Annotated in this window: 18 protein-coding genes; 17 read left to right on the top strand and 1 reads right to left on the bottom strand. The window is 70.7% G+C overall.

Annotation, left to right across the window (positions count from 1 at the left end; translation table 11 throughout):
- Positions 1 to 13 precede the first annotated feature (13 nt).
- Positions 14 to 979 (bottom strand): ArsR/SmtB family transcription factor, encoded by a 966-nt coding sequence (locus BLA60_RS13615; RefSeq protein ID WP_154814328.1) that lies wholly within the window; start codon positions 977 to 979, stop codon positions 14 to 16.
- Positions 980 to 1,038: 59 nt separating this feature from the next.
- Between BLA60_RS13615 and BLA60_RS13610 the strand changes: the two genes are divergently transcribed.
- The 17 genes from BLA60_RS13610 to BLA60_RS13530 all read left to right on the top strand — a co-directional run bounded on the left by BLA60_RS13610 (position 1,039) and on the right by BLA60_RS13530 (position 20,672).
- A complete protein-coding gene (locus BLA60_RS13610) occupies positions 1,039 to 2,268 on the top strand; it encodes an MFS transporter (protein ID WP_075133203.1) in 1,230 nt (409 codons plus the stop codon).
- 191 nt (positions 2,269 to 2,459) lie between these two features.
- Positions 2,460 to 2,882 (top strand): NADH-quinone oxidoreductase subunit A, encoded by a 423-nt coding sequence (locus BLA60_RS13605; protein WP_084734895.1) that lies wholly within the window; start codon positions 2,460 to 2,462, stop codon positions 2,880 to 2,882.
- A gap of 16 nt (positions 2,883 to 2,898) precedes the next feature.
- Positions 2,899 to 3,447 (top strand): NuoB/complex I 20 kDa subunit family protein, encoded by a 549-nt coding sequence (locus tag BLA60_RS13600; RefSeq protein WP_075133202.1) that lies wholly within the window; start codon positions 2,899 to 2,901, stop codon positions 3,445 to 3,447.
- Positions 3,448 to 3,452: 5 nt separating this feature from the next.
- Positions 3,453 to 4,316 carry an NADH-quinone oxidoreductase subunit C gene (locus BLA60_RS13595; RefSeq protein WP_084734926.1) on the top strand — a complete coding sequence of 288 codons (864 nt, stop codon included), beginning with the start codon at positions 3,453 to 3,455 and terminating at the stop codon, positions 4,314 to 4,316.
- Entirely contained in the window at positions 4,313 to 5,056 is a 744-nt protein-coding gene (gene nuoE / locus BLA60_RS13590) for an NADH-quinone oxidoreductase subunit NuoE (RefSeq protein WP_075133201.1), read from the top strand. The genes BLA60_RS13595 and nuoE overlap by 4 nt, the downstream gene beginning before the upstream one ends.
- A complete protein-coding gene (gene nuoF / locus BLA60_RS13585) occupies positions 5,053 to 6,375 on the top strand; it encodes an NADH-quinone oxidoreductase subunit NuoF (protein WP_245811966.1) in 1,323 nt (440 codons plus the stop codon). Before nuoE ends, nuoF begins: the two co-directional genes overlap by 4 nt.
- Entirely contained in the window at positions 6,372 to 8,855 is a 2,484-nt protein-coding gene (locus BLA60_RS13580) for an NADH-quinone oxidoreductase subunit G (RefSeq protein WP_075133200.1), read from the top strand. Before nuoF ends, BLA60_RS13580 begins: the two co-directional genes overlap by 4 nt.
- Positions 8,852 to 10,177 (top strand): NADH-quinone oxidoreductase subunit NuoH, encoded by a 1,326-nt coding sequence (nuoH, locus tag BLA60_RS13575; RefSeq protein WP_075133199.1) that lies wholly within the window; start codon positions 8,852 to 8,854, stop codon positions 10,175 to 10,177. Before BLA60_RS13580 ends, nuoH begins: the two co-directional genes overlap by 4 nt.
- The gene (gene nuoI, locus BLA60_RS13570) at positions 10,164 to 10,712 is read left to right on the top strand and encodes an NADH-quinone oxidoreductase subunit NuoI (RefSeq protein WP_075133198.1); all 549 of its coding nucleotides are present in this window, start codon (positions 10,164 to 10,166) and stop codon (positions 10,710 to 10,712) included. Before nuoH ends, nuoI begins: the two co-directional genes overlap by 14 nt.
- Positions 10,709 to 11,557, top strand: coding sequence for an NADH-quinone oxidoreductase subunit J (locus tag BLA60_RS13565; protein ID WP_281257438.1), 849 nt, complete (start codon positions 10,709 to 10,711; stop codon positions 11,555 to 11,557). The genes nuoI and BLA60_RS13565 overlap by 4 nt, the downstream gene beginning before the upstream one ends.
- Complete coding sequence (gene nuoK / locus BLA60_RS13560; protein WP_075133197.1) at positions 11,554 to 11,853, top strand: NADH-quinone oxidoreductase subunit NuoK; 300 nt, start codon at positions 11,554 to 11,556, stop codon at positions 11,851 to 11,853. The genes BLA60_RS13565 and nuoK overlap by 4 nt, the downstream gene beginning before the upstream one ends.
- A 58-nt stretch (positions 11,854 to 11,911) precedes the next feature.
- Complete coding sequence (nuoL, locus tag BLA60_RS13555; RefSeq protein ID WP_075133386.1) at positions 11,912 to 13,834, top strand: NADH-quinone oxidoreductase subunit L; 1,923 nt, start codon at positions 11,912 to 11,914, stop codon at positions 13,832 to 13,834.
- A complete protein-coding gene (locus BLA60_RS13550; protein WP_075133196.1) occupies positions 13,834 to 15,408 on the top strand; it encodes an NADH-quinone oxidoreductase subunit M in 1,575 nt (524 codons plus the stop codon). The genes nuoL and BLA60_RS13550 overlap by 1 nt, the downstream gene beginning before the upstream one ends.
- A 10-nt stretch (positions 15,409 to 15,418) precedes the next feature.
- The gene (gene nuoN, locus BLA60_RS13545) at positions 15,419 to 17,026 is read left to right on the top strand and encodes an NADH-quinone oxidoreductase subunit NuoN (protein ID WP_075133385.1); all 1,608 of its coding nucleotides are present in this window, start codon (positions 15,419 to 15,421) and stop codon (positions 17,024 to 17,026) included.
- Positions 17,027 to 17,157: 131 nt separating this feature from the next.
- Positions 17,158 to 18,180, top strand: coding sequence for a polyprenyl synthetase family protein (locus BLA60_RS13540; protein ID WP_425427058.1), 1,023 nt, complete (start codon positions 17,158 to 17,160; stop codon positions 18,178 to 18,180).
- A 96-nt stretch (positions 18,181 to 18,276) separates the two neighbouring features.
- A complete protein-coding gene (locus BLA60_RS13535; protein WP_075133194.1) occupies positions 18,277 to 19,854 on the top strand; it encodes a sunset domain-containing protein in 1,578 nt (525 codons plus the stop codon).
- A gap of 107 nt (positions 19,855 to 19,961) precedes the next feature.
- Complete coding sequence (locus BLA60_RS13530) at positions 19,962 to 20,672, top strand: sunset domain-containing protein (protein WP_075133193.1); 711 nt, start codon at positions 19,962 to 19,964, stop codon at positions 20,670 to 20,672.
- Positions 20,673 to 20,675: the final 3 nt, after the last annotated feature.

The raw sequence follows: 20,675 nt of genomic DNA, 5'->3' as shown, positions 1-20,675 counted from the left end.
CCCGTTCCGTGTCTCACGAACTGGCCGCCACCAGCGACTCGCCCACGGCGGTCCTCGCGTAGAGCACGTACCGGCCGGTGCGGTGCGCCGAGACCAGCCCGGCCGCGCGCAGCGTCGTCAGGTGCGCCGACACCCCGCCGGCCGCCAGGCCCGTGCGCACCGCCAGCTCCGAGGTCGACGCCGGCGTGTCCAGCTCGGCGAGCAGCCACGCCCGGGACGCGCCGAGCACCCCGGCCAGCGCCGGTGACCCGGCCGGTCGCCTGGTCTCCCACAGCGTCGCGATGCCCCGGGGCGGGTAGCGCAGCGTCGGCTGCCAGCCCGGCACGGTGATCGAGAAGATCCTCGGCCAGACGAACACCGACGGCACCAGCAGCAGCCCCTGGCCGCGCAGCCCACGCTGGCCCGACACGTGCCGGTGCGCCAGCCGCAGCCGGTCGTCGGCCCATCTGACCTGCGGTTCCAGGTCGGCGAACAGGGCCGCCGCGCCGCCGGTGGCCATCCGCCGCGCCCGGTGCAGGATGTCGCCCTCCTGCAGGGAGACGATCCTGGGCCAGAACGGCTCCAGCGCCAGCGCCCAGTACTCGGCGATCACGTCGCACAACCGGGCCAGGCCGCGCGGGTCGGTCAGCCCGGCGGTCCTGGGCGTGCGGATCTCCGGGATCCGCTCCAGCTCGGCGGCCACCACCTCGACCGGCGTGGCCAGCAGCGTCGCCAGCTCGACCGTCAGGTCCGGCACCGGGGTCGTCGGCGGGGGAGCGACGAACCCGGGGATGACCCTGGTCGGCACCGGTACGAGATCGCCGAGCAGCCCCCAGTCGAAGCCGAGCAGGCGCGGGCGCACCTGGTCGACCCACGGCTGGTGCAGCGGGTGTCCGCCGCCCTTGAGGACCCGGACCGAGGCGATCACCTCCCACAGCGGGGAGAACGCGAACCGCGTGTAACCGAGGTCCAGGGTGGTGAACTTCAGTTCCAGCACCATTGGATTCAGCCACAGTTGAATCCGTCGAGGCAACCGCCGTTCGCCGACAGCGTGTCGGCATGTCCGTTCCCATACCCGTTCTTGCCGCCAACGCCGATTTCCGTTACCTGTTCGCGGCGACCGCCGTGAGCCGGCTGGGCACCGCGATCAGCTACGTCGCCGTCCCGCTGGTGGCGATCACCTCGCTGGACGCCACCCCGGGGCAGGTCGGCCTGCTCGGCGCGCTGGCGACCGTCGCGTTCCTGCTGGTCGGGCTGCCGGCCGGGGCGTGGACCGACCGGCTGCGCCGCCGCCGCGTGCTGATCGTGGCCGACCTGGTTCGCGCGGTGCTGTTCGGTTCGGTGCCGGTGGCCTGGGCGGCGGGCGTGTTGACCATCACCCAGCTCTACGCCGTGGTTCTGCTCACGGGCGTCGGCACGGTGTTCTTCGACGTCGCCAGCCAGGCCTACCTGCCGCACCTGGTCGGCCGGGAGAACCTGGTGGCGGCCAACGCGTCGCTGGTCAGCCTGGACGGGGTGAACACGATCGCCGGGCGGGGGGTGGCCGGCTACCTGGTGGCGGCCCTGGCCGCGCCGGCGGCGGTGGCCGTGGACGCGGCGAGCTACCTGGTCTCGGCCGTGCTGATCACCCGGATGCGGCACCGCGAGGACGTCCCGGCGGTGGCGCGGGCGGGGCTGTGGCGCGAGGTCGGCGAGGGCGTGCGGTTCGTCGCGGGGCATCCGGTGTTGCGGGCGCTCGCGCTGGCCGGGGCGTTGACCAACCTGGCGCTGGCGCTGGTGGTGACGATGATGCCGGTGCTGGTGGTGACCGAGCTCGGGCTCGGCGCGTCGGTGCTGGGGCTGTGGCTGGCCGGCGGGGGAGTTGGCGCGCTGGTCGGGTCGCTGGTGGCGCGCCGGCTGGCCGCCCGGTTCGGCGGTGGCCGGGTGCTGCTGGTGGCCGGGATCACCGTCGCGCCGCTGGGTTTCTGCGTGCCGTTGGTCACGGCCGCGACGGTGTGGTGGGTGGCCGCGTGCTGGTTGGCGGTGGTGACGAAGGTCGGCGTGGACAACGTCCTGACCACCAGTTTTCGTCAGCGGGTGACGCCCGACCGGTTGCTGGGCCGGATGAACGCGACCTTCCGGTTCCTGCTGACCGGGGCGCTGGCCCTTGGCGCTGGCGGGGCGGGTCTGCTGGGGGAGGTGGCGGGGGTGCGGGCGGCGTTGTGGGCGGGGGCCGTCGGCCTGGCGCTGGTGTGGGTGCCGATCGCCTGTTCGCCGTTGCGCGGCCTGCGGGAACTGCCCACCGCGTAGGGGGATCTGCTTGGCAGGGCGTCGGCGGCGAGCCCTACACTATGCCCCGAATCTTGTGAAGCGCTTCACAAGACAGCTTGTGAAGATTTTCACAAGGCTACGGCCAGCTCAAGTTAGGTGTGCCTAACCAGCGGCCACGGGATGACCACCCCATAGGGTGCCCGACTGAGGAGCGGGAAAGGACGGCGAAGGTGTCAGTACTCGCAGCTGTCGGCACATCCGTAGCACAGGGCGACAACGTCTCATCGGGACTGGGGAGTTACCTCCCCCTGTTGCTGCTCTTCGTTCTCGCGGCCGGATTCGCGCTGTTCTCCGCGTTGCTCGGCCCCCTGGTCGGGCCGCGGCGCTACAACCGCGCGAAGTTCCAGGCCTACGAGTGCGGCATCGAACCGTCACCGCAACCGGTGGCCGGCGGTGGGCGCATCCCGGTGGCCTACTACCTGACCGCGATGCTGTTCATCCTGTTCGACATCGAGATGGTCTTCCTCTACCCGTTCGCGGTCTCCGCCGACGCGCTCGGCTTCTTCGGGCTGATCGAGATCGTCCTGTTCATCTCGACCCTCGGCTTCGCGTACGCCTACGTCTGGCGGCGCGGCGGCCTCGACTGGAACTGACGGGAGGCGAGTCGACATGGGACTTGAGGAGAAGCTCCCCAACGGAATCCTGTTGGCCAGCTTGGAGAAGCTGGTGAACTGGGGCCGGAAGAACTCACTGTGGCCGGCGACCTTCGGTCTGGCCTGTTGCGCGATCGAGATGATGACCACCGGTGGTCCGCGCTACGACCTCGCGCGGTTCGGCATGGAACGGTTCTCCGCGACCCCCCGGCAGGCCGACCTGATGATCGTCGCCGGCCGGGTGACCAACAAGATGGCCCCGGTCCTGCGCCAGATCTACGACCAGATGGCCGAGCCCAAGTGGGTGCTCGCCATGGGCGTGTGCGCCTCCTCCGGCGGCATGTTCAACAACTACGCGGTGGTCCAGGGCGTCGACCACGTCGTGCCGGTCGACATGTACCTGCCCGGCTGCCCGCCCCGCCCGGAGATGCTGCTCGACGCCATCCTCAAGCTGCACGCGAAGATCTCCGACGAGCCGATCAACGCCCGGCGCGCCGCGCTGCGGGCCGAGCGCGGTGACCGCACCGAGATGATCGCGTCCTCCATCAAGTTCGCGAAGAAGTGACCGACATGGCTGACGAGAACAAGCCCAGCGAGCCGACCCCCACCGAGCCGACCCCCACCGAGCCGACCCCCACGGAGCCGATCACCGTGCCGGAGCCGGGCGGCGAAGGCTCCAGCGCGGAACGGCCGGGCGAGGTCGAGCAGCGCCCGGGCACCGAGCCCGAGGCCGCGCGGCAGCCGGAGCGGCCCACCGAGCCGGTGGTCGCCGGCAAGCAGCGCCGGGGCATGTTCGGTGTCTCCGGCTCCGGTGACACCTCCGGCTTCGGCGGCCTGCGCCTGGCCGCGCACGTCGCCCCGCCCGCCGAACGGCCCTACGGCGGCTGGTTCGACGAGTTCACCGACCAGGTGCTCGCCTCCATGCGCGAGCAGGGCGTCTCACCCGAGGCGATCCAGCAGGTCACCGTGGACCGGGGCGAGATCACCTACTACGTCCGCCCGGAACACCTCGTGGCGCTGTGCCAACTGCTGCGCGACGACCCGGCGCTGCGCTTCGAGATGTGCACGTCGGTGTCCGGAGTGGACTACGGCGAGGACGTCGCCCAGCGGATCCACTCCGTCTACCACCTGACGTCGATGACCTACCGCCGGCGCATCCGCCTCGAGGTCGCCTGCGACTGGTCCGCTCAGGACGGTGGCCACCCGCACTGCCCGTCGGTCGTCGCGGTCTACCCGACCGCCGACTGGCAGGAGCGTGAGGCCTGGGACATGTTCGGCATCATCTACGACGGCCACCCGGCGCTCACCAGGATCCTCATGCCCGACGACTGGGACGGCTTCCCGCAGCGCAAGGACTACCCGCTGGGCGGCATCCCGGTGGAGTACAAGGGCGCGGAGATTCCGCCACCAGACCAGCGGAGGGCGTACTCATGACCACCCCGGACGTGTCGGTGTTCGGGCCGGACATCGTGGCCAAGGCGGGCGAGCTCATCGGCCGCTACCCCGAGTCCCGCTCGGCGCTGCTGCCGATGCTGCACCTCGTGCAGTCGGTCGAGGGGCACGTCAGCCAGGCCGGCGTCCAGTTCTGCGCCGAGCAGCTGAGCCTGTCCAACGCCGAGGTCAGCGCGGTCGTGACGTTCTACACGATGTACAAGCGCAAGCCCTGCGGCGAGCACCTGGTCAGCGTGTGCACCAACACCCTGTGCGCGGTCCTCGGCGGCGACGCGATCTACCGCCGGCTCGCCGAGCACCTCGGCGAGGAGGGCGCGCCGCTCAAGCACGAGGACACCGCCGGCACCCCCGGCGAGCAGGGCTCGATCACCCTGGAGCACGCCGAGTGCCTCGCCGCCTGCGACCTCGGCCCGGTGCTCCAGGTCAACTACGAGTACTACGACAACCAGACGCCCGAGTCGGCGGTGGAGCTGGTGGACGCGCTGCGCCGGGGCGAGAAGCCGGCCCCCACCCGGGGCGCCCCGCTGACCAGCCTGCGTGACGTCGAGCTGGAGCTGGCCGGGTTCTTCCCCGAGGACGAGGCCACCTACCGCGCCGGCGTGGACGGCCCGTCGGCGGCGGTGGAGACCCTGCGCGGCGCCCAGCTGGCGGCCGACAACGGCTGGACCGCCCCGACGATGCCGGAGACCCCGCCGGCGCTTCCGGAGGTCGAGAAGAAGTGACCACGACCGAACCACAGCCGACCGACCCGGTGACCCCGGTGCTGACCAAGCGCTGGCTCTCGCCGAACTCCTGGCGCCTGGCGACCTACGAGCAGCTCGAGGGCTACACCGCGCTGCGCAGGGCACTGACCGGGACCCCCGAGCAGCTCGTCGCGCTGGTCAAGGACGCCGGCCTGCGCGGGCGCGGCGGCGCGGGCTTCCCGGCCGGCGTGAAGTGGTCGTTCATGCCGCCCAACGAGGACAAGCCGCACTACCTGGTGATCAACGCCGACGAGGGCGAGCCGGGGACCTGCAAGGACATCCCGCTGATGATGGCCGACCCGCACTCGCTGATCGAGGGCTGCGTGATCGCCGCCTACGCGATGCGCGCGCACCGGTGCTTCATCTACGTGCGCGGCGAGGCGCTGCACTGCATCCGCCGGCTCAACGCCGCCGTGCGTGAGGCCCGCGAGGCCGGCTACCTCGGCGAGAACATCCTCGACTCCGGGTTCGACCTGGAGATCACGGTGCACGCCGGCGCCGGCGCCTACATCTGCGGCGAGGAGACCGCGCTGCTCGACTCGCTGGAGGGCCGTCGCGGCCAGCCGCGGCTCAAGCCGCCGTTCCCGGCCGCCGCCGGTCTCTACGCCGCGCCGACCACGGTGAACAACGTCGAGACCATCGCCAGCGTGCCGTTCATCGTCAACGGCGGGTCGGACTGGTTCCGCGCCATGGGTTCCGAGCGCTCGCCCGGCCCGAAGATCTACTCGATCTCCGGCCACGTCGAGAAGCCAGGCCAGTACGAGGCGCCGCTGGGCACCACGCTGCGCGAGCTGCTGGAGCTGGCCGGTGGCATGAAGGACGGCGTCCCGCTGAAGTTCTGGACGCCGGGCGGCTCGTCGACGCCGCTGTTCACCGCCGAGCACCTGGACGTCCCGCTGGACTTCGAGGGCGCCGCCGAGGCCGGCTCGATGCTGGGCACGACGGCGGTCATGGTGTTCAACGAGACCGTGTCGGTCCCGTGGGCCGTGATGAAGTGGACCCAGTTCTACGAGCACGAGTCCTGCGGCAAGTGCACTCCCTGCCGGGAGGGCACCTACTGGCTCGCGGGAATCCTGGAGCGGATGGTCGACGGGCACGGCACCGAGTCCGACATCGACACGCTGCTCGACATCTGCGACAACGTCCTCGGCCGGGCGTTCTGCGCGCTGGGCGACGGCGCGGTGAGCCCGATCGTCAGCGGCATCCAGTACTTCCGGGACGAGTTCCTCGCCCTGTGCGACCGCAACGCCGGTCGCGACGGCGCGGCGAAGCCAGCACTTGCGGGAGCGCACGCATGACAGCGATCGAAGAAAAGCCGGAGGCGGCCCCCGTACCCGAGGGGCACGTCCGGCTGACCATCGACGGGGTCGAGGTCATCGCCCCCAAGGGCGAGCTGCTGATCCGCACCGCGGAGCGGCTCGGCACGGTCATCCCCCGGTTCTGCGACCACCCGCTGCTCGACCCGGCCGGCGCCTGCCGCCAGTGCCTGGTCGAGGTCGAGATGGGTGGCCGGCCGATGCCCAAGCCGCAGGCCTCCTGCACGATGACCGTCGCCGACGGCATGGTGGTGAAGACCCAGCGGACCTCGCCGGTGGCCGACAAGGCCCAGCAGGGTGTGATGGAGCTGCTGCTCATCAACCACCCGCTGGACTGCCCGGTCTGCGACAAGGGCGGCGAGTGCCCGCTGCAGAACCAGGCGATGGCCCACGGCCGGACCGACTCCCGGTTCGTCGAGGCCAAGCGGACCTTCCCCAAGCCGATCCCGGTGTCCACGCAGGTGCTGCTGGACCGCGAGCGGTGCGTGCTCTGCCAGCGCTGCACCCGCTTCTCCGACCAGATCGCCGGTGACCCGTTCATCGACCTGCTGGAGCGCGGCGCGCAGCAGCAGATCGGCATCGCGCAGGACTCGCCGTTCCAGAGCTACTTCTCCGGCAACACCATCCAGATCTGCCCGGTCGGCGCGCTGACCAGCGCCGCCTACCGGTTCCGGTCGCGCCCGTTCGACCTGGTGTCCACCCCGGGGGTGTGCGAGCACTGCTCGTCGGGCTGCGCGGAGCGCACCGACTGGCGGCGCGGCAAGGTGATGCGCAAGCTCGCCGCCGAGGACCCCGAGGTCAACGAGGAGTGGATCTGCGACAAGGGCCGGTTCGCCTTCCGGTACGTGACCTCCGGCGAGCGGATCACCCGCCCGCTGGTCCGGGACACCGACACCGGTGAGCTGGTCGAGACGTCGTGGACCAACGCGCTGCGCGTGGCCGCCGAGGGCCTGGCGAAGGCCCGCGACAGCAAGGGCGTCGGCGTGCTGACCGGCGGCCGGCTGACCGTCGAGGACGCCTACGCCTACGCCAAGTTCGCCCGGCTCGCGTTGCGCACCAACGACATCGACTTCCGGGCCCGGCCGCACTCTGCCGAGGAGCTGGACTTCCTCACCACCTCGGTCGTGGGCACCACCCCGGAGACGGGGGTGACGTTCCGGGCGATCGAGTCGGCGCCGGCGGTGCTCTGCGTCGCCCTCGACCCCGAGGAGGAGTCGCCGATCGTGTTCCTGCGGCTGCGCAAGGCGGCCCGCCGGGGCAGGACCCAGGTGTTCCACATCGGACAGTGGACGACACCCGCGGTGCACAAGACGATCCGGCCCAACGGCGTGGACAAGCCGGCCGTGGGCACGCTGCTGGCCTGCCCGCCCGGTGCGGAGGCGGCGGCGGTGGACGGCCTGGCCGGCCACGCGCCCGACGTCACCACCGCCCTGGGCAACCCGGGCGCGGTGATCCTGGTCGGCGAGCGCGCCGCCGGGATCCCCGGCCTGTTCACCGCGCTGACCAAGCTCGCCGAGACCACCGGGGCGCGGATCGCCTGGATCCCGCGCCGGGCCGGTGAGCGCGGCGCGCTGGAGGCCGGCGCGGTGCCGACGTTGCTGCCCGGCGGCCGGATGGTCGTCGACGCCAACGCCCGCGCCGAGGTGGAGCGCACCTGGGGGCTGGAGGCCGGCGCGCTGCCGGCGGCCACCGGCCGGGACACCGCCGGGATCGTCGCCGCGGCCGCCGCCGGTGGGCTTTCCGGCCTGCTGGTCGGTGGGGTGGACCCGGGCGACCTGCCCGACCCGGACCTGGCCGTCAAGGCGATCGAGCAGGCCGGGTTCGTGGTCAGCCTGGAGCAGCGGACGAGCCTGGTGACCGAGCGCGCCGACGTGGTGCTCCCGGTGGCCCCGGTCGTCGAGAAGGCCGGCAGCTTCCTCAACTGGGAGGGTCGCCGCCGCGAGTTCGGCGAGACCATCGAGAGCCCGGGGTCGCTGTCGGACTGCCGGGTGCTGGACACCCTCGGCGTCGAGATGGACGTCGACCTGTTCACCCAGACCCCGGCCGCCGCCGCCGGTGACCTGGCCCGGCTGCCGGTGACCAGGCCGGCCTCGCTGGCGCCGGACGTCCCGGTGCCGCCGGCGACCACGCCCGAGGACGGCCAGGCACTGCTCGCGACCTGGCACCAGCTGCTGGACAACGGCACGTTGCAGGCCGACGAGCCGAACCTGGCCGGCACCGCTCGCGCGGTCGTGGCCCGCCTGTCGGCCTCGACGGCGGCCAGCGCCGGACTCAACGGGCTCGTCACGGTCAGGACCGAGCGCGGTGCGATCACCCTGCCGGTCGAGCACGCGGACCTGCCGGACGGCGTCGTCTGGCTGCCCGCCAACTCCGGCGAGTCGACGGTGAGCGCCACACTCGGCGCCGGCCACGGGTCCGTGGTCACCGTCGAGCCGGGCGATTCCGGGGAGGCGCAACAATGACGCGGGCCGAGCTCCTGGCGGATGACCCGCTCTGGCTGATCCTGATCAAGGTCGTGGTGCTGCTCCTGATGGGGCCCATCCTGACCGTGTTCATGATCGTCTGGGAGCGCAAGCTGATCGGCCGCTTCCAGCAGCGGCCCGGCCCCAACCGGGTCGGCCCCGGCGGCTACCTCCAGTCCGTCGCCGACGCGATCAAGCTCCCGTTCAAGGAGCAGATCATCCCGGAGGGCGCGGACCGGAAGGTGTACTTCCTGGCCCCGGTCATCGTGGTGATCCCGGCGATGCTGTCGTTCTCGGTGATGCCCTTCGGGCCCGAGGTGTCGATCTTCGGTGAGCGCACGGTCCTGCAACTGGTCGACCTGCCGGTCGGCGTGCTGCTGGTGCTGGCCGGCGCCGGCTTCGGGATCTACGGCATCGTGCTCGCCGGCTGGTCCTCCGGCTCGCCCTACCCGCTGCTGGGCGGTCTGCGCTCGGCCGCGCAGATGATCTCCTACGAGATCGCGATGGGTCTGTCGATCGTCGGCGTCGTGCTCTACGCGCAGTCGCTGTCCACCGGGGACATCGTGGCGGCCCAGGAAACAGGATGGTTCTTCTACCTGTTGCCGTTCAGCTTCCTGATCTACATGGTGTCCATGGTCGGTGAGACCAACCGGGCGCCGTTCGACCTTCCCGAGGCCGAGTCCGAGCTGGTCGGCGGGTTCCACACCGAGTACAGCTCGATGAAGTTCGCGCTGTTCTTCCTCGCCGAGTACGTGAACATGGTCATCGTCTCCATGTTCGCCACCACGCTGTTCCTCGGCGGCTACATGGCCCCGTGGCCGATCTCGCTGATCGGGGACAACTACTTCAACAGCGGCTGGTGGCCGGTCCTCTGGTTCTTCGCCAAGACCTTCGCGGTGCTGTTCTGCTTCATCTGGCTGCGCTCCACGCTGCCCCGGTTCCGCTACGACCAGTTCATGCGGATCGGCTGGAAGGTCCTGGTCCCGCTGAACCTGGTGTGGATCGTGCTGATCGCCGGACTGCGCGCGATCCGCACCGACTCCGAGGTCAGCACCGGCCAGATCCTCACCTACGGCGGCATCGTCATCCTCGTGCTCATCGGCATCAGCTTCGTGTTCGACCGGGGCCGCAGCGTCGAGGAGCCCGACCAGGTGACGCTCACCGGCAGCGGCTACCCGGTCCCACCGCTGGACCTGGAAGTACCGTCCGCGCCCAAGCGCAAGGCGGTGCGCGCCCGGGGCTCCCGCCGCCGGCCGGCCAGGGTCGGCGCGGGCGCCGAGGAACCCAACTCCGAGAAGGAGTCCACCGATGGGGATGTTTGATCCGTTCAAGGGCTTCGGGCTCACCTTCTCGACGATGTTCCGCAAGGTCGTCACCGAGGAGTACCCGGAGGCCGGGGCGCCGGCCGCGCCCAGGTACCACGGCCGCCACCAGCTCAACCGGCACCCGGACGGGCTGGAGAAGTGCGTCGGCTGCGAACTGTGCGCGTGGGCCTGCCCGGCGGACGCGATCTTCGTGGAGGGCGGCGACAACACCGAGGAGGCCCGCTACTCCCCGGGTGAGCGCTACGGCGCGGACTACCAGATCAACTACCTGCGCTGCATCGGCTGCGGCCTGTGCATCGAGGCCTGCCCGACCCGCTCGTTGACGATGATCCACGAGTACGAGATCGCCAACGACAACCGGCAGGACCTGATCTGGACCAAGGAGGACCTGCTCGCCCCGCTGCTCAAGGGCATGGAGCAGCCGCCGCACCCCATGCGCCTGGGTGACGACGAGCAGGACTACTACGTCGACGCGCCGCGCCTGGCCAGGAAGTGGGGCTACCCCGACCCGGTCAAGGGGGAGGTCAAGTGAACAGCGCACTGGTACTCGCGCAGGGCGTGGAGAACACCATGTCCACCGGCGAGGCCATCTCGTTCTGGGTCCTCGGCCCGCTCGCGCTGCTCGGCGCCCTGGGCATGATCTTCGCCAAGAACGCCGTGCACTCGGCACTGTTCCTGGTGCTGACGATGCTCAGCCTCGGCGTGACGTACATGGTCCAGCAGGCGCCGTTCCTCGGCTTCGTGCAGATCATCGTCTACACCGGCGCGATCATGATGCTGTTCCTGTTCGTGCTGATGCTCGTCGGTCGTGACTCCTCCGACTCGGTCGTCGAGGTGCTGCGCGGCCAGCGGCTGGCCGCCACGATCCTCGGGATCGGCCTGGCCGTCCTGTTCGTCGGCGCGCTCTACCGCTCGCTGTCCGACGTCACCCCGGTCGGCCTGCAGGGCAGCGACGCCAACGGCGGCCCTGGCAACGTGGAGAACATCGGCCGGTCGATCTTCACCGACTGGCTGTTCGCCTTCGAGCTGACCTCCGCACTGCTGATCACCGCCGCCGTCGGCGCGATGCTGCTCGGCTACGTCGACCGGCAGACCAGGGGCCGCAAGACCCAGCGCGAGATGGTCGAGGCCCGCTTCCGCGGCGAGTACGCCCGGCCCTCGCCGCTGCCCGGCCCCGGTGTGTTCGCCACCGCCAGCTCGGTGGCCACCCCGGCCCTGCTGCCCGACGGCTCGGTCGCGCCCGAGTCGCTCTCGCGGCTCATCGACTCGGCCGCCGTCGACGAGTTCGAGGAGGAGCGCAGGGCCGTCGCCGGCACCACGCCGGGCGCCGACTCCCGCGCGCTCAATCCCTCCGCCAGCGAAGGGGACCAGTCATGACGCCGACCGTCTACCTACTCCTGTCCGCGCTGCTGTTCACGATCGGCGCGGTCGGGGTTCTGGTGCGGCGCAACGCCATCGTGGTGTTCATGTGCATCGAGCTGATGCTCAACGCGGTGAACCTGACGCTGGTCACGTTCGCGCGGATCAACGGCTCGCTCGACGGGCAGATCATGGCGTTCTTCGTGATGGTCGTCGCCGCGGCGGAGGTCGTCGTCGGCCTCGCGATCATCATGGCGATCTTCCGTACCCGCCGTTCGGCCTCGGTCGACGACTCCAACCTGCTGAAGTACTGAGGGGAAGGCCGTGACTGCTACTCACTTGGCGGCGCAGCAGGTCGCCGAGGTAACCGAGGTGTCCGGTGGCCTCGCCGGTTCGGCCTGGCTGCTGGTCCTGTTCCCGCTGGCCGGCGCCGCCGTGCTGCTGCTCGGCGGGAAGGCCACCAACGCGTGGGGGCACCTGCTCGGCACCCTGACCGTGGTGGCGTCGTTCGTCTACGGCCTGATGCTGTTCTTCTCCTCCACCGGCATGGCCGAGGGCGAGCGCGTACAGAACGTGTCGCTGTTCGACTGGATCCCGGTCGAGCAGCTCCAGGTCGAGTTCGGGCTGCGGATCGACCCGCTGTCGATCAGCTTCGTGCTGCTGATCACCGGTGTCGGCGCGCTGATCCACATCTACTCGATCGGCTACATGGCCGACGACCCCGACCGCCGGCGCTTCTTCGGGTACTTCAACCTGTTCGTCGCCGCGATGCTGATCCTGGTGCTGGGCAACGGGTTCGTGACCCTGTACCTGGGCTGGGAGGGCGTCGGTCTCGCCTCGTACCTGCTGATCGGGTGGTACACCAACCGCCCGTCGGCGGCGACCGCGGCCAAGAAGGCCTTCCTGATGAACCGGGTCGGCGACGTCGGCCTGGCACTGGCGATCTTCATCATGTTCGCCGAGCTGGGCACGACCCAGTACACCGAGGTCTTCGCCGGCATCGACCAGCTCTCCGGCGCCACGATCACCGCGCTGACGCTGTTGCTGCTGCTCGGCGCGTGCGGCAAGTCCGGCCAGTTCCCGCTCCAGGCGTGGTTGCCCGACGCAATGGAGGGCCCGACCCCGGTCTCGGCCCTGATCCACGCGGCGACGATGGTCACCGCCGGCGTGTACCTGGTCGCCCGGTCCAACCCGATCTACATGGCCAGCGAGGACGGCCGGCTGGTCGTGGTCATCATCGGCGCGCTGACGCTGCTCATCGGGGCGATCATCGGCTGCGCCTACGACGACATCAAGAAAGTGCTCGCGTACTCCACGGTCAGCCAGATCGGCTACATGATGCTGGCCGTGGGTCTCGGACCGTTCGGGTTCGCGCTGGGCATCATGCACCTGCTCACCCACGGCTTCTTCAAGGCCGGGTTGTTCCTCGGCGCCGGGTCGGTCATGCACGCCATGAACGACGAGGTCGACATGCGCAAGTACGGCGGACTGGCCAAGATCATGCCGGTCACGTTCGCCACCTTCGGCCTGGGCTACCTGGCGCTGATCGGCATCCCGCCGTTCTCCGGCTTCTTCTCCAAGGACGCGATCATCGAGGCGGCCTTCGGCGAGGAGGGCTGGCGCGGCTGGGTCTTCGGCGGCGCGGCACTGATCGCGGCTGGGCTGACCGCGTTCTACATGACCAGGCTGATGCTGATGACCTTCTTCGGCAAGCAGCGCTGGAAGGAGCTCAAGAGCGAGGACGGCCGGGACTTCCACCCGCACGAGTCGCCGGTGGTGATGACCGCGCCGATGGTCGTCCTGGCGATCGGTTCGGTGGCCGCCGGCTGGTTCTTCGCCAGCGGCGACACCCTCGCCGAATGGCTCTCGCCCTCGCTGGGCACGCTCGCCGAGGCCGAGCACACGGTCATCCCGCACTCGCTGGTGCCGTGGTTGACGGTGGCGCTGTCGCTGCTGGGCGTGCTGATCGCCTGGCTGGTCGTCGGCCGGCGCGACGTGCCGGTGGTCAAGCCCGACCCGGTGTCCTTCCCGGTCCGCGCGGCCAGGAAGGACCTGTACGGCAACGCCCTCAACGAGGCCCTGGTCGCCAAGCCGGGCACCTGGCTCGCGCGGGCGCTGGTCTACGTGGACAACAAGGGAGTTGACGGGCTGGTGAACGGCATCGCCGCCGCGCTCGGCGGCAGCTCCGGGAGGCTGCGCCGGATGCAGACCGGCTTCGTCCGCTCCTACGCGGCCTCCATCCTCGGCGGCACGGTCCTGATCCTGGTCGCATTCCTTGCAGTGAGGTACGCCTGATGACCTCGAGTTCCGGCGCGGCGCTGCTCGTCGCGCTTCTGCTGATCCCGCTGGCCGGCGCCATCGTGGTGGCGCTGCTGCGTGACAACGACAAGCTCGCCAAGCAGACGGCGTTGGGTTTCGCGCTGGTCGAGCTGGCGGTCGCGGTCGTGGCGTGGATCGACTACGACCCGTCGGCCGAGCGGTTCCAGCAGCACTTCTCGCTGGACTGGATCCCGGCCTTCGGCGTGCACATCGCCTTCGGCGTGGACGGCATCGCGCTGGTGATGGTGGCGGTCACCGCGCTGCTGGTGCCGCTGGTGATCGGCTTCGGCTGGGCGGAGAAGCTGCCGGCGCAGCGCACCGCCGGCGGGTTCCTGTCGCTGATCCTGCTCCAGCAGGCGATCACCATCGGCGTGTTCGCCGCGACCGACGTGTTCCTGTTCTACGTGCTGTTCGAGATCATGCTGATCCCGATGTACTTCCTGATCGGGAACTACGGCGGGGCCCGGCGGCAGTACGCGGCGGTCAAGTTCTTCCTGTACTCGTTCCTCGGCGGCCTGATCATGCTGGCCTCCGCGATCGGCGCGTACTCGCTGGCCTCCGACGAGCTGGGCAAGGGCACCTTCGACTGGGCGACGCTGGTCGAGGTCGTGTCGAACGCGCCGCTGTCCAACCAGATCTGGATCTTCCTCGGCTTCTTCCTCGCGTTTGCGGTGAAGGCGCCGCTGGTGCCGCTGCACACGTGGCTGCCCGACGCCGCCGCCGAGGCGCCGATCGGTGTCGCGGTGCTGCTGGTCGGCATCCTGGACAAGGTCGGCACGTTCGGTTTCCTGCGCTACCTGCTGCCGATGACCCCCGACGCGGCCGTCGAGCTGGCGCCGCTGGTGCTGGTGATGGGTGTCGCGGGCGTGCTCTACGGCGCGCTGCTGGCGACCATGCAGCGGGACATGAAGCGGTTCATCGCCTACGTCTCGATCGCGCACTTCGGCTTCATCGCGATCGGCGTGTTCGCGTTCACCGCCCAGGCCGAGGTCGGCGCGGTGACCTACATGGTCAACCACTCGATCTCGACCGGCATGCTGATCCTGGTGATCGGCATGGTCATCGCCCGCGGCGGCTCCTCGCTGATCTCGGACTACGGCGGCCTGGCCAAGATCACCCCGGCGCTGGCCGGCGTGTTCCTGCTCGCCGGGCTGTCCACGCTGTCGCTCCCCGGCACCAACTCGTTCATCAGCGAGTTCCTGGTGCTGATCGGCGCCTACGGCCCGGAGCCGGTGTACACGATCCTGGCCACGATCGGCATGGTCCTCGCCGCGCTCTACGTGCTGTGGCTCTACCAGCGGATCTTCCACGGCCCGGTGCGTGGCAGCGCGCTGGTCAACGTGGCCGGCGGGCCGGGTACCGCGCTCGCCCCGGAGGTCGGCGCGCGCAAGGCGATCTTCGACCTGAACGGCAGGGAGAAGTTGGTGTTGGCCCCGCTGGTGGTCCTGGTCATCGGGCTCGGGTTCTACCCGGCGCCGGTGATCGACGTGGTCACCCCGTCGGTCGACGCAACACTCCAGTCGGTCGGTATCTCGGACGGAGGCAACTGAGTTGTCCGCACTGACGTCGGTCCTCCTGCTCGCGCAGGACCCGCCCGACAAGGAGACGCTGGCGCCGATCAACTACGGCGCGATCATGCCGCTGCTGATCATCATCGGCGCGGCCTGCATCGGCGTGCTGCTGGAGGCGTTCCTGCCCCGGCACCAGCGGTGGAGCGCCCAGGTGTTCCTCACGCTGCTGGCCGTGGTCGGCGCCGGTGCGGCGATGGCGCTGTACCTGTCCGACGCGCCGGCCGAGGGTGAGCTGACCCTGTCCGACTCGCTGGCCATCGACCGGCCGGCGCTGTTCCTGTGGGGCACGCTGCTGGCGCTCGCGCTGGGCGCGGTGCTGATGATCGCCGACCGTTCGGTCGAGCCGGGCGGCGCGCTGGTCGCCCAGGCCGCCGTGCGCCCCGGCACCAAGCAGGACCGCGAGCAGCGGCTCGGCGCCCAGCCGCACCGCCGCGACGCGGCCCGCTTCCAGATGCAGACCGAGGTCTTCCCGCTGACGCTGTTCGCGCTCGGCGGCATGATGACCTTCTGCGCGGCCAACGACCTGCTGACGATGTTCGTCGCGCTCGAGGTGCTGAGCCTGCCGCTGTACCTGATGTGTGGCCTGGCCCGCCGGCGCCGGCTGCTCTCCCAGGAGGCGGCGGTCAAGTACTTCCTGCTCGGTGCGTTCGCCTCGGCGTTCTTCCTCTACGGCCTGGCCCTGCTCTACGGCTACGCCGGCTCGGTGCGCCTGGCCGACATCGCCAACGCCGCCGCCGGCTCGGACCGCTCGGACACGCTGCTGTTCGCCGGCATGGCACTGCTGATCGTCGGCCTGCTGTTCAAGGGCTCGGTCGGCCCGTTCCACGCCTGGACACCGGACGTCTACCAGGGCGCGCCGACCCCGATCACGGCGTTCATGGCGGCCTGTACGAAGGTCGCCGCGTTCGGCGCGATCCTGCGGGTGCTCCAGGTCGGCCTGGAGTCGACGCAGTGGGAGTGGCGCGGCGTGCTGTGGGGTGTGGCGATCGTGTCGATGGTCATCGGCGCGGTGCTCGGCCTGACCCAGACCGACATCAAGCGGATGATCGCCTACTCGTCGATCGCGCACGCCGGCTTCATGATGGTCGGCGCGATCGTGCTCAACGAGGACGGCCTGTCCTCGACGCTGTTCTACCTGCTGACCTACGGCTTCACCACGCTCGCCGCGTTCGGCGTGGTCTCGCTGGTCCGCGACGCCGACGGCGAGGCGACCCATCTGTCGCAGTGGGCGGGGCTGGCGAAACGCTCGCCGCTGGTGGCCGGGGTGTTCGCGTTCCTGCTGCTCGCGATGGCCGGCATACCGTTGACGTCCGGGTTCATCGGCAAGTTCGTGGTGTTCTCGGCGGCGCTGTCCGACGGCATGGCCCCGCTGGTGGTCGTGGCGCTGATCGCCTCGGCGGTGGCGGCGTTCTTCTACCTGCGGGTGATCGTGCTGATGTACTTCAGCGAGCCGGCCCCCGACGGCCCGACGGTGACCGTGCCCGGCGCGTTCACCACCGCGGCGATCACCCTGGGCGTCGTGGTGACGCTGCTGCTGGGCCTGGTCCCGGCCTTCGCCCTCGACTGGGCCGACGCCGGCACGTTCGCGCTGCGGTAACGAGGATCTTCCGCACAGGGCGGCCCCGGGTGAGCATCGCCACCCGGGGCCGCCCTACGTGGGGTGTGTTCACCGAACGGACATTAGGCTTGGTATCCAGGGGAGTTCGAGTGGGGAGCGATGCCGACGTGATACCAGACCAGGCCCTGCCACGGCTGCCCGCCTCGCTCGGCCTCGACAACGCCGACCCCGCTCTCGTCGCGGACGTCACCGACGGGCTGGCCCGGGTCGAGGGCATGCTCACCCAGGTCGTGCACAGCGACATCGCGTTCGTCAACGACGCGGCGACCCACCTGGTCAAGGCGGGTGGCAAACGCTTCCGGCCGCTGTTCACGCTGCTGGCGGCCAAGGTCGGTGGCGAGGTCACCGAGCACGTGATCACCGCGGCCGCGTCGGTGGAGCTGGTGCACCTGGCCACGCTCTACCACGACGACGTGATGGACGAGGCGACCATGCGGCGCGGCTCGGCGAGCGTGAACGCCCGCTGGGACAACACGATCGCGATCCTCACCGGCGACTTCCTGTTCGCCCACGCGTCGGGTCTGGTCGCCGATCTGGGCATGGACGCCGCCCGGATCATCGCCGAGACGATGAGCGTGCTGGTCACCGGGCAGATGCGGGAGAGTGTCGGCCCGCTGTCCGGCGACGACCCGGTCGACCACTACCTGACGGTCATCGGCCAGAAGACCGGGTCGCTGATCGCCACCGCCGGCCGCTACGGCGGCATGTTCTCCGGCGCGTCCGAGGAGTGCACGTCCGCGTTGCAGCGCTACGGCGATCTGATCGGCACCGCGTTCCAGATCTCCGACGACATCATCGACATCGCCTCCCCGGCCGACGAGTCCGGCAAGACCCCGGGCACCGACCTGCGCGAGGGCGTGCTGACCCTGCCGATGCTCTACGCGCTGTCCCCCGACCACACCCACGACCCGGATCCCCGGCTGCGTGAGCTGCTCGGCGGCCCGATCGGCGACGACGCCGCCGTCGAGGAGGCGTTGACGCTGCTGCGCAAGTCGCCGGCGTTGGAGCAGGCGGTGCAGACGCTCACCGGGTACGCCGACCGGGCGCGGGCGGAGCTGGTGTCGGTGCCGGACTGTCCGGCGCGCGACGCCCTGGACATGCTGGCACGCTTCGTTGTCGACCGGACACATTGAGCGAATTCACCCTGCTGGGCACGGTGGCGGGCCGGTCGCAGTAGCCTGAGCACCCTGGAAATGCGCCCGGGGTGCGCGCGCGGAGGGAGACGGCCCATGCCGATCTTTGGGCAGGTCTGGTTGTGGAGTTCGCTGGCCTTCCTGCTCGGGGCCGTGCTGTGCTGGGCGCTGGTCGCCCTGCCCGCCCGGCGGCGGGTCGGTGAGCTGGAGGCGGAGCTGACCGCGCGGGCGCGCCGGCAGTCGCCGGCCTCCTCGGGGCAGTCCTCGTCCCGGTCGCTCTCGCCGGTCGGGTCGCGCCGCCAGCACGACGAGGAGGACTTCGACCCGCGTCGCCTGCTCGTCGGCAACGACCGTGAGCTGGAGCCGGCCGAGTCCGACGAGGCTCCGCTGACGAGGGCCTACGCCATGGCCGGGTCGCGGTCGGGGACCGTGACGGCGCCGCCGGAGATCGACACCGAGCTGTCCGACGGCCCCCGGGCGACGGCCACCCAGTACATCAACGTGTCCGGCACGTCCACGCTGGAGGCGCCGCCGGAGGTGCCGGCCGGCAAGAAGGACCGCGGCTGGTTCGACGACCCGCAGCGCCGCGACGAGAACTCCCCGGCGGCGACGACCGTGCTGCCGCAGGTGCCGGCGGAACCGGTCGACTCGCGTCTGGTCGACGACATCGAGCCGGCGACCGAACTGGTCGCCCCCGAGGCCGCCCGGGACGCCGACCGGGGCACTGACAGGGACGGTGACAGGGACACTGACAGGGACGGTGACAACGGCGGCACGGTGTTCTCCCAGCGCACCCACCCGATCCCCGGTGAGCTGATCCGTCAGCTGGACGAGTCGGACACGTCGGGGCCGGCCCACGCGCTGGTCGACGACCTTGACGACAGCGACGGCGGCGTCGACGAACGCGGCATTCTCGCAGAACTTGACGCTTCCGGCGAGTCGAAGCACCAGTTGAGCCAGGACCCGGAGGTAACCTCCGTGCTGGCACCGACCCCCGCGCCACCGGCGACCGGGTCGGACCACGGCGCGCACGACCGGACTGAGGTCGTGCCCGCACACACCGCCGAGACCACCGACGATGTCCAGGACGAGGCGGTGTCCGCGAGCGGGCGGCATGGCGCCGCCGGCGATCACAGCACACCGGGTGCCGAGGAGCCCAAGAACATGCCGGGGGTCACCGTCCAAGCCGAGCCGCCAAAGAACACGTTGCCCAAGCGCGTGCCGTCCAAGCCGCCGAGCCGAACGCCGTTCGGGGTGCAGACCTCGACCCCGGCGTCCGCGCCGGGCCCGGCCGCGTCCACCACGACCGTCGAGCCGGCGGCTGCCCAGAGCGCGAACGAGGCGCCCCGGGCGCTGTTCGAGCCGATCGTGCCGGCCGGCGACGGGCCGCCGGTTCCGCCGCCCCCGCACCGGGTGCGCACGGCGACCCCAGCCCCTGCTCGGGCTTCGGCCCAGGCCCCGGCCCCCACCGCCGGCCGTGGCCCGTTCGGCCCGGGTTCGGCGATGCCGGGCCCCGGCGGGACCGCGCCGTCGCCGGAGTACACGGTCAAGGCGAGCGCCAGCGCGATGCGCTACTGCACCCAGGAGTCGGACAGTTACGAGCGGACGATGGCCGAGGTCTGGTTCCTCTCGGCGGCCGACGCGGAGCGGGCCGGTTTCCGGCAGGTGGGTTAAGTGTGACGCCGGAGACCGGGGCGGTTGGTCGTTGCCCTATTGTTCTCGCCAATCCGGTGATCCCTACCCATAGCCTTGAGACCGTTACTCGCTAGGAGGCAGACGCCGTGAAGTGGTTCAAGCGGCTGTTCGGCACGCGCACGAAGCAGGAATCGCAGGTCACGTCGCCAACGAGGACGGCAGAGCCGGCGGTGACGCCGGCCGAGGCAACGGAGGCGCCTGCCGACGAGCCTACCGAGAAGTCGGCGGACGAGCCTGTCGACAAGCCGGTGACCGAGGCGTCCGCCGAGGCAACGGCCGAAAAGTCATCCGAGTCCCCGGCCGAGCCGGCCACCGAGCCCGAGCCCGCGAAGGCCGAGGTCGCGAAGGCCGAGGTCGCCGACGAGCCCGTGGTCGAGTCGGACGGCAAGGCGTCGGATCCGGCGATGAACCGGCTGGACGACGAGAAGGCCACGGCCGACCTCGCCGCCGCCGACGAGCCGGCCACCGAGGTCGCTGAGGTCGCCGTCGAGAAGCCCGCTGTCGAGAAGCCCGCCGCGGCGGAGAAGCCGGCCGCTGAGGCGACGAAGGCGGAGCCGGCCGCGGCGTCGGCGGACGAGGGCCCGTTCGGTCCTGGTTCGGCCAAGCCGTTGGCTGACGGCGCCGCCCCTGGCGATGAGTACACCGTCAAGGGCAAGCGCTCGTCGAAGCTGTTCCACACGGCCGAGTCGCCCTACTTCGGGCGGACGAAGGCCGACGTCTGGTTCAAGACCCCGGCCGATGCCGAGAACGCCGGCTTCGCCGCCTGGAACCACAAGAAGAAGGCTGCGGCCAAGTAGCCG

The organism is Actinophytocola xinjiangensis (assembly GCF_001921215.1).
Classification (GTDB): domain Bacteria; phylum Actinomycetota; class Actinomycetes; order Mycobacteriales; family Pseudonocardiaceae; genus Actinophytocola; species Actinophytocola xinjiangensis.
This window is presented reverse-complemented; position numbering and strand designations above follow the sequence as displayed.

Bases quoted from the DNA above. Each gene is read 5' to 3' on its own strand.
- BLA60_RS13615 (WP_154814328.1), bottom strand. From the start codon at position 979: ATGGTGCTGGAACTGAAGTTCACCACCCTGGACCTCGGTTACACGCGG.
- BLA60_RS13610 (WP_075133203.1), top strand. From the start codon at position 1,039: ATGTCCGTTCCCATACCCGTTCTTGCCGCCAACGCCGATTTCCGTTAC.
- BLA60_RS13600 (WP_075133202.1), top strand. From the start codon at position 2,899: ATGGGACTTGAGGAGAAGCTCCCCAACGGAATCCTGTTGGCCAGCTTG.
- BLA60_RS13595 (WP_084734926.1), top strand. From the start codon at position 3,453: ATGGCTGACGAGAACAAGCCCAGCGAGCCGACCCCCACCGAGCCGACC.
- nuoE (WP_075133201.1), top strand. From the start codon at position 4,313: ATGACCACCCCGGACGTGTCGGTGTTCGGGCCGGACATCGTGGCCAAG.
- BLA60_RS13580 (WP_075133200.1), top strand. From the start codon at position 6,372: ATGACAGCGATCGAAGAAAAGCCGGAGGCGGCCCCCGTACCCGAGGGG.
- nuoH (WP_075133199.1), top strand. From the start codon at position 8,852: ATGACGCGGGCCGAGCTCCTGGCGGATGACCCGCTCTGGCTGATCCTG.
- nuoI (WP_075133198.1), top strand. From the start codon at position 10,164: ATGGGGATGTTTGATCCGTTCAAGGGCTTCGGGCTCACCTTCTCGACG.
- nuoK (WP_075133197.1), top strand. From the start codon at position 11,554: ATGACGCCGACCGTCTACCTACTCCTGTCCGCGCTGCTGTTCACGATC.
- BLA60_RS13550 (WP_075133196.1), top strand. From the start codon at position 13,834: ATGACCTCGAGTTCCGGCGCGGCGCTGCTCGTCGCGCTTCTGCTGATC.
- BLA60_RS13535 (WP_075133194.1), top strand. From the start codon at position 18,277: ATGCCGATCTTTGGGCAGGTCTGGTTGTGGAGTTCGCTGGCCTTCCTG.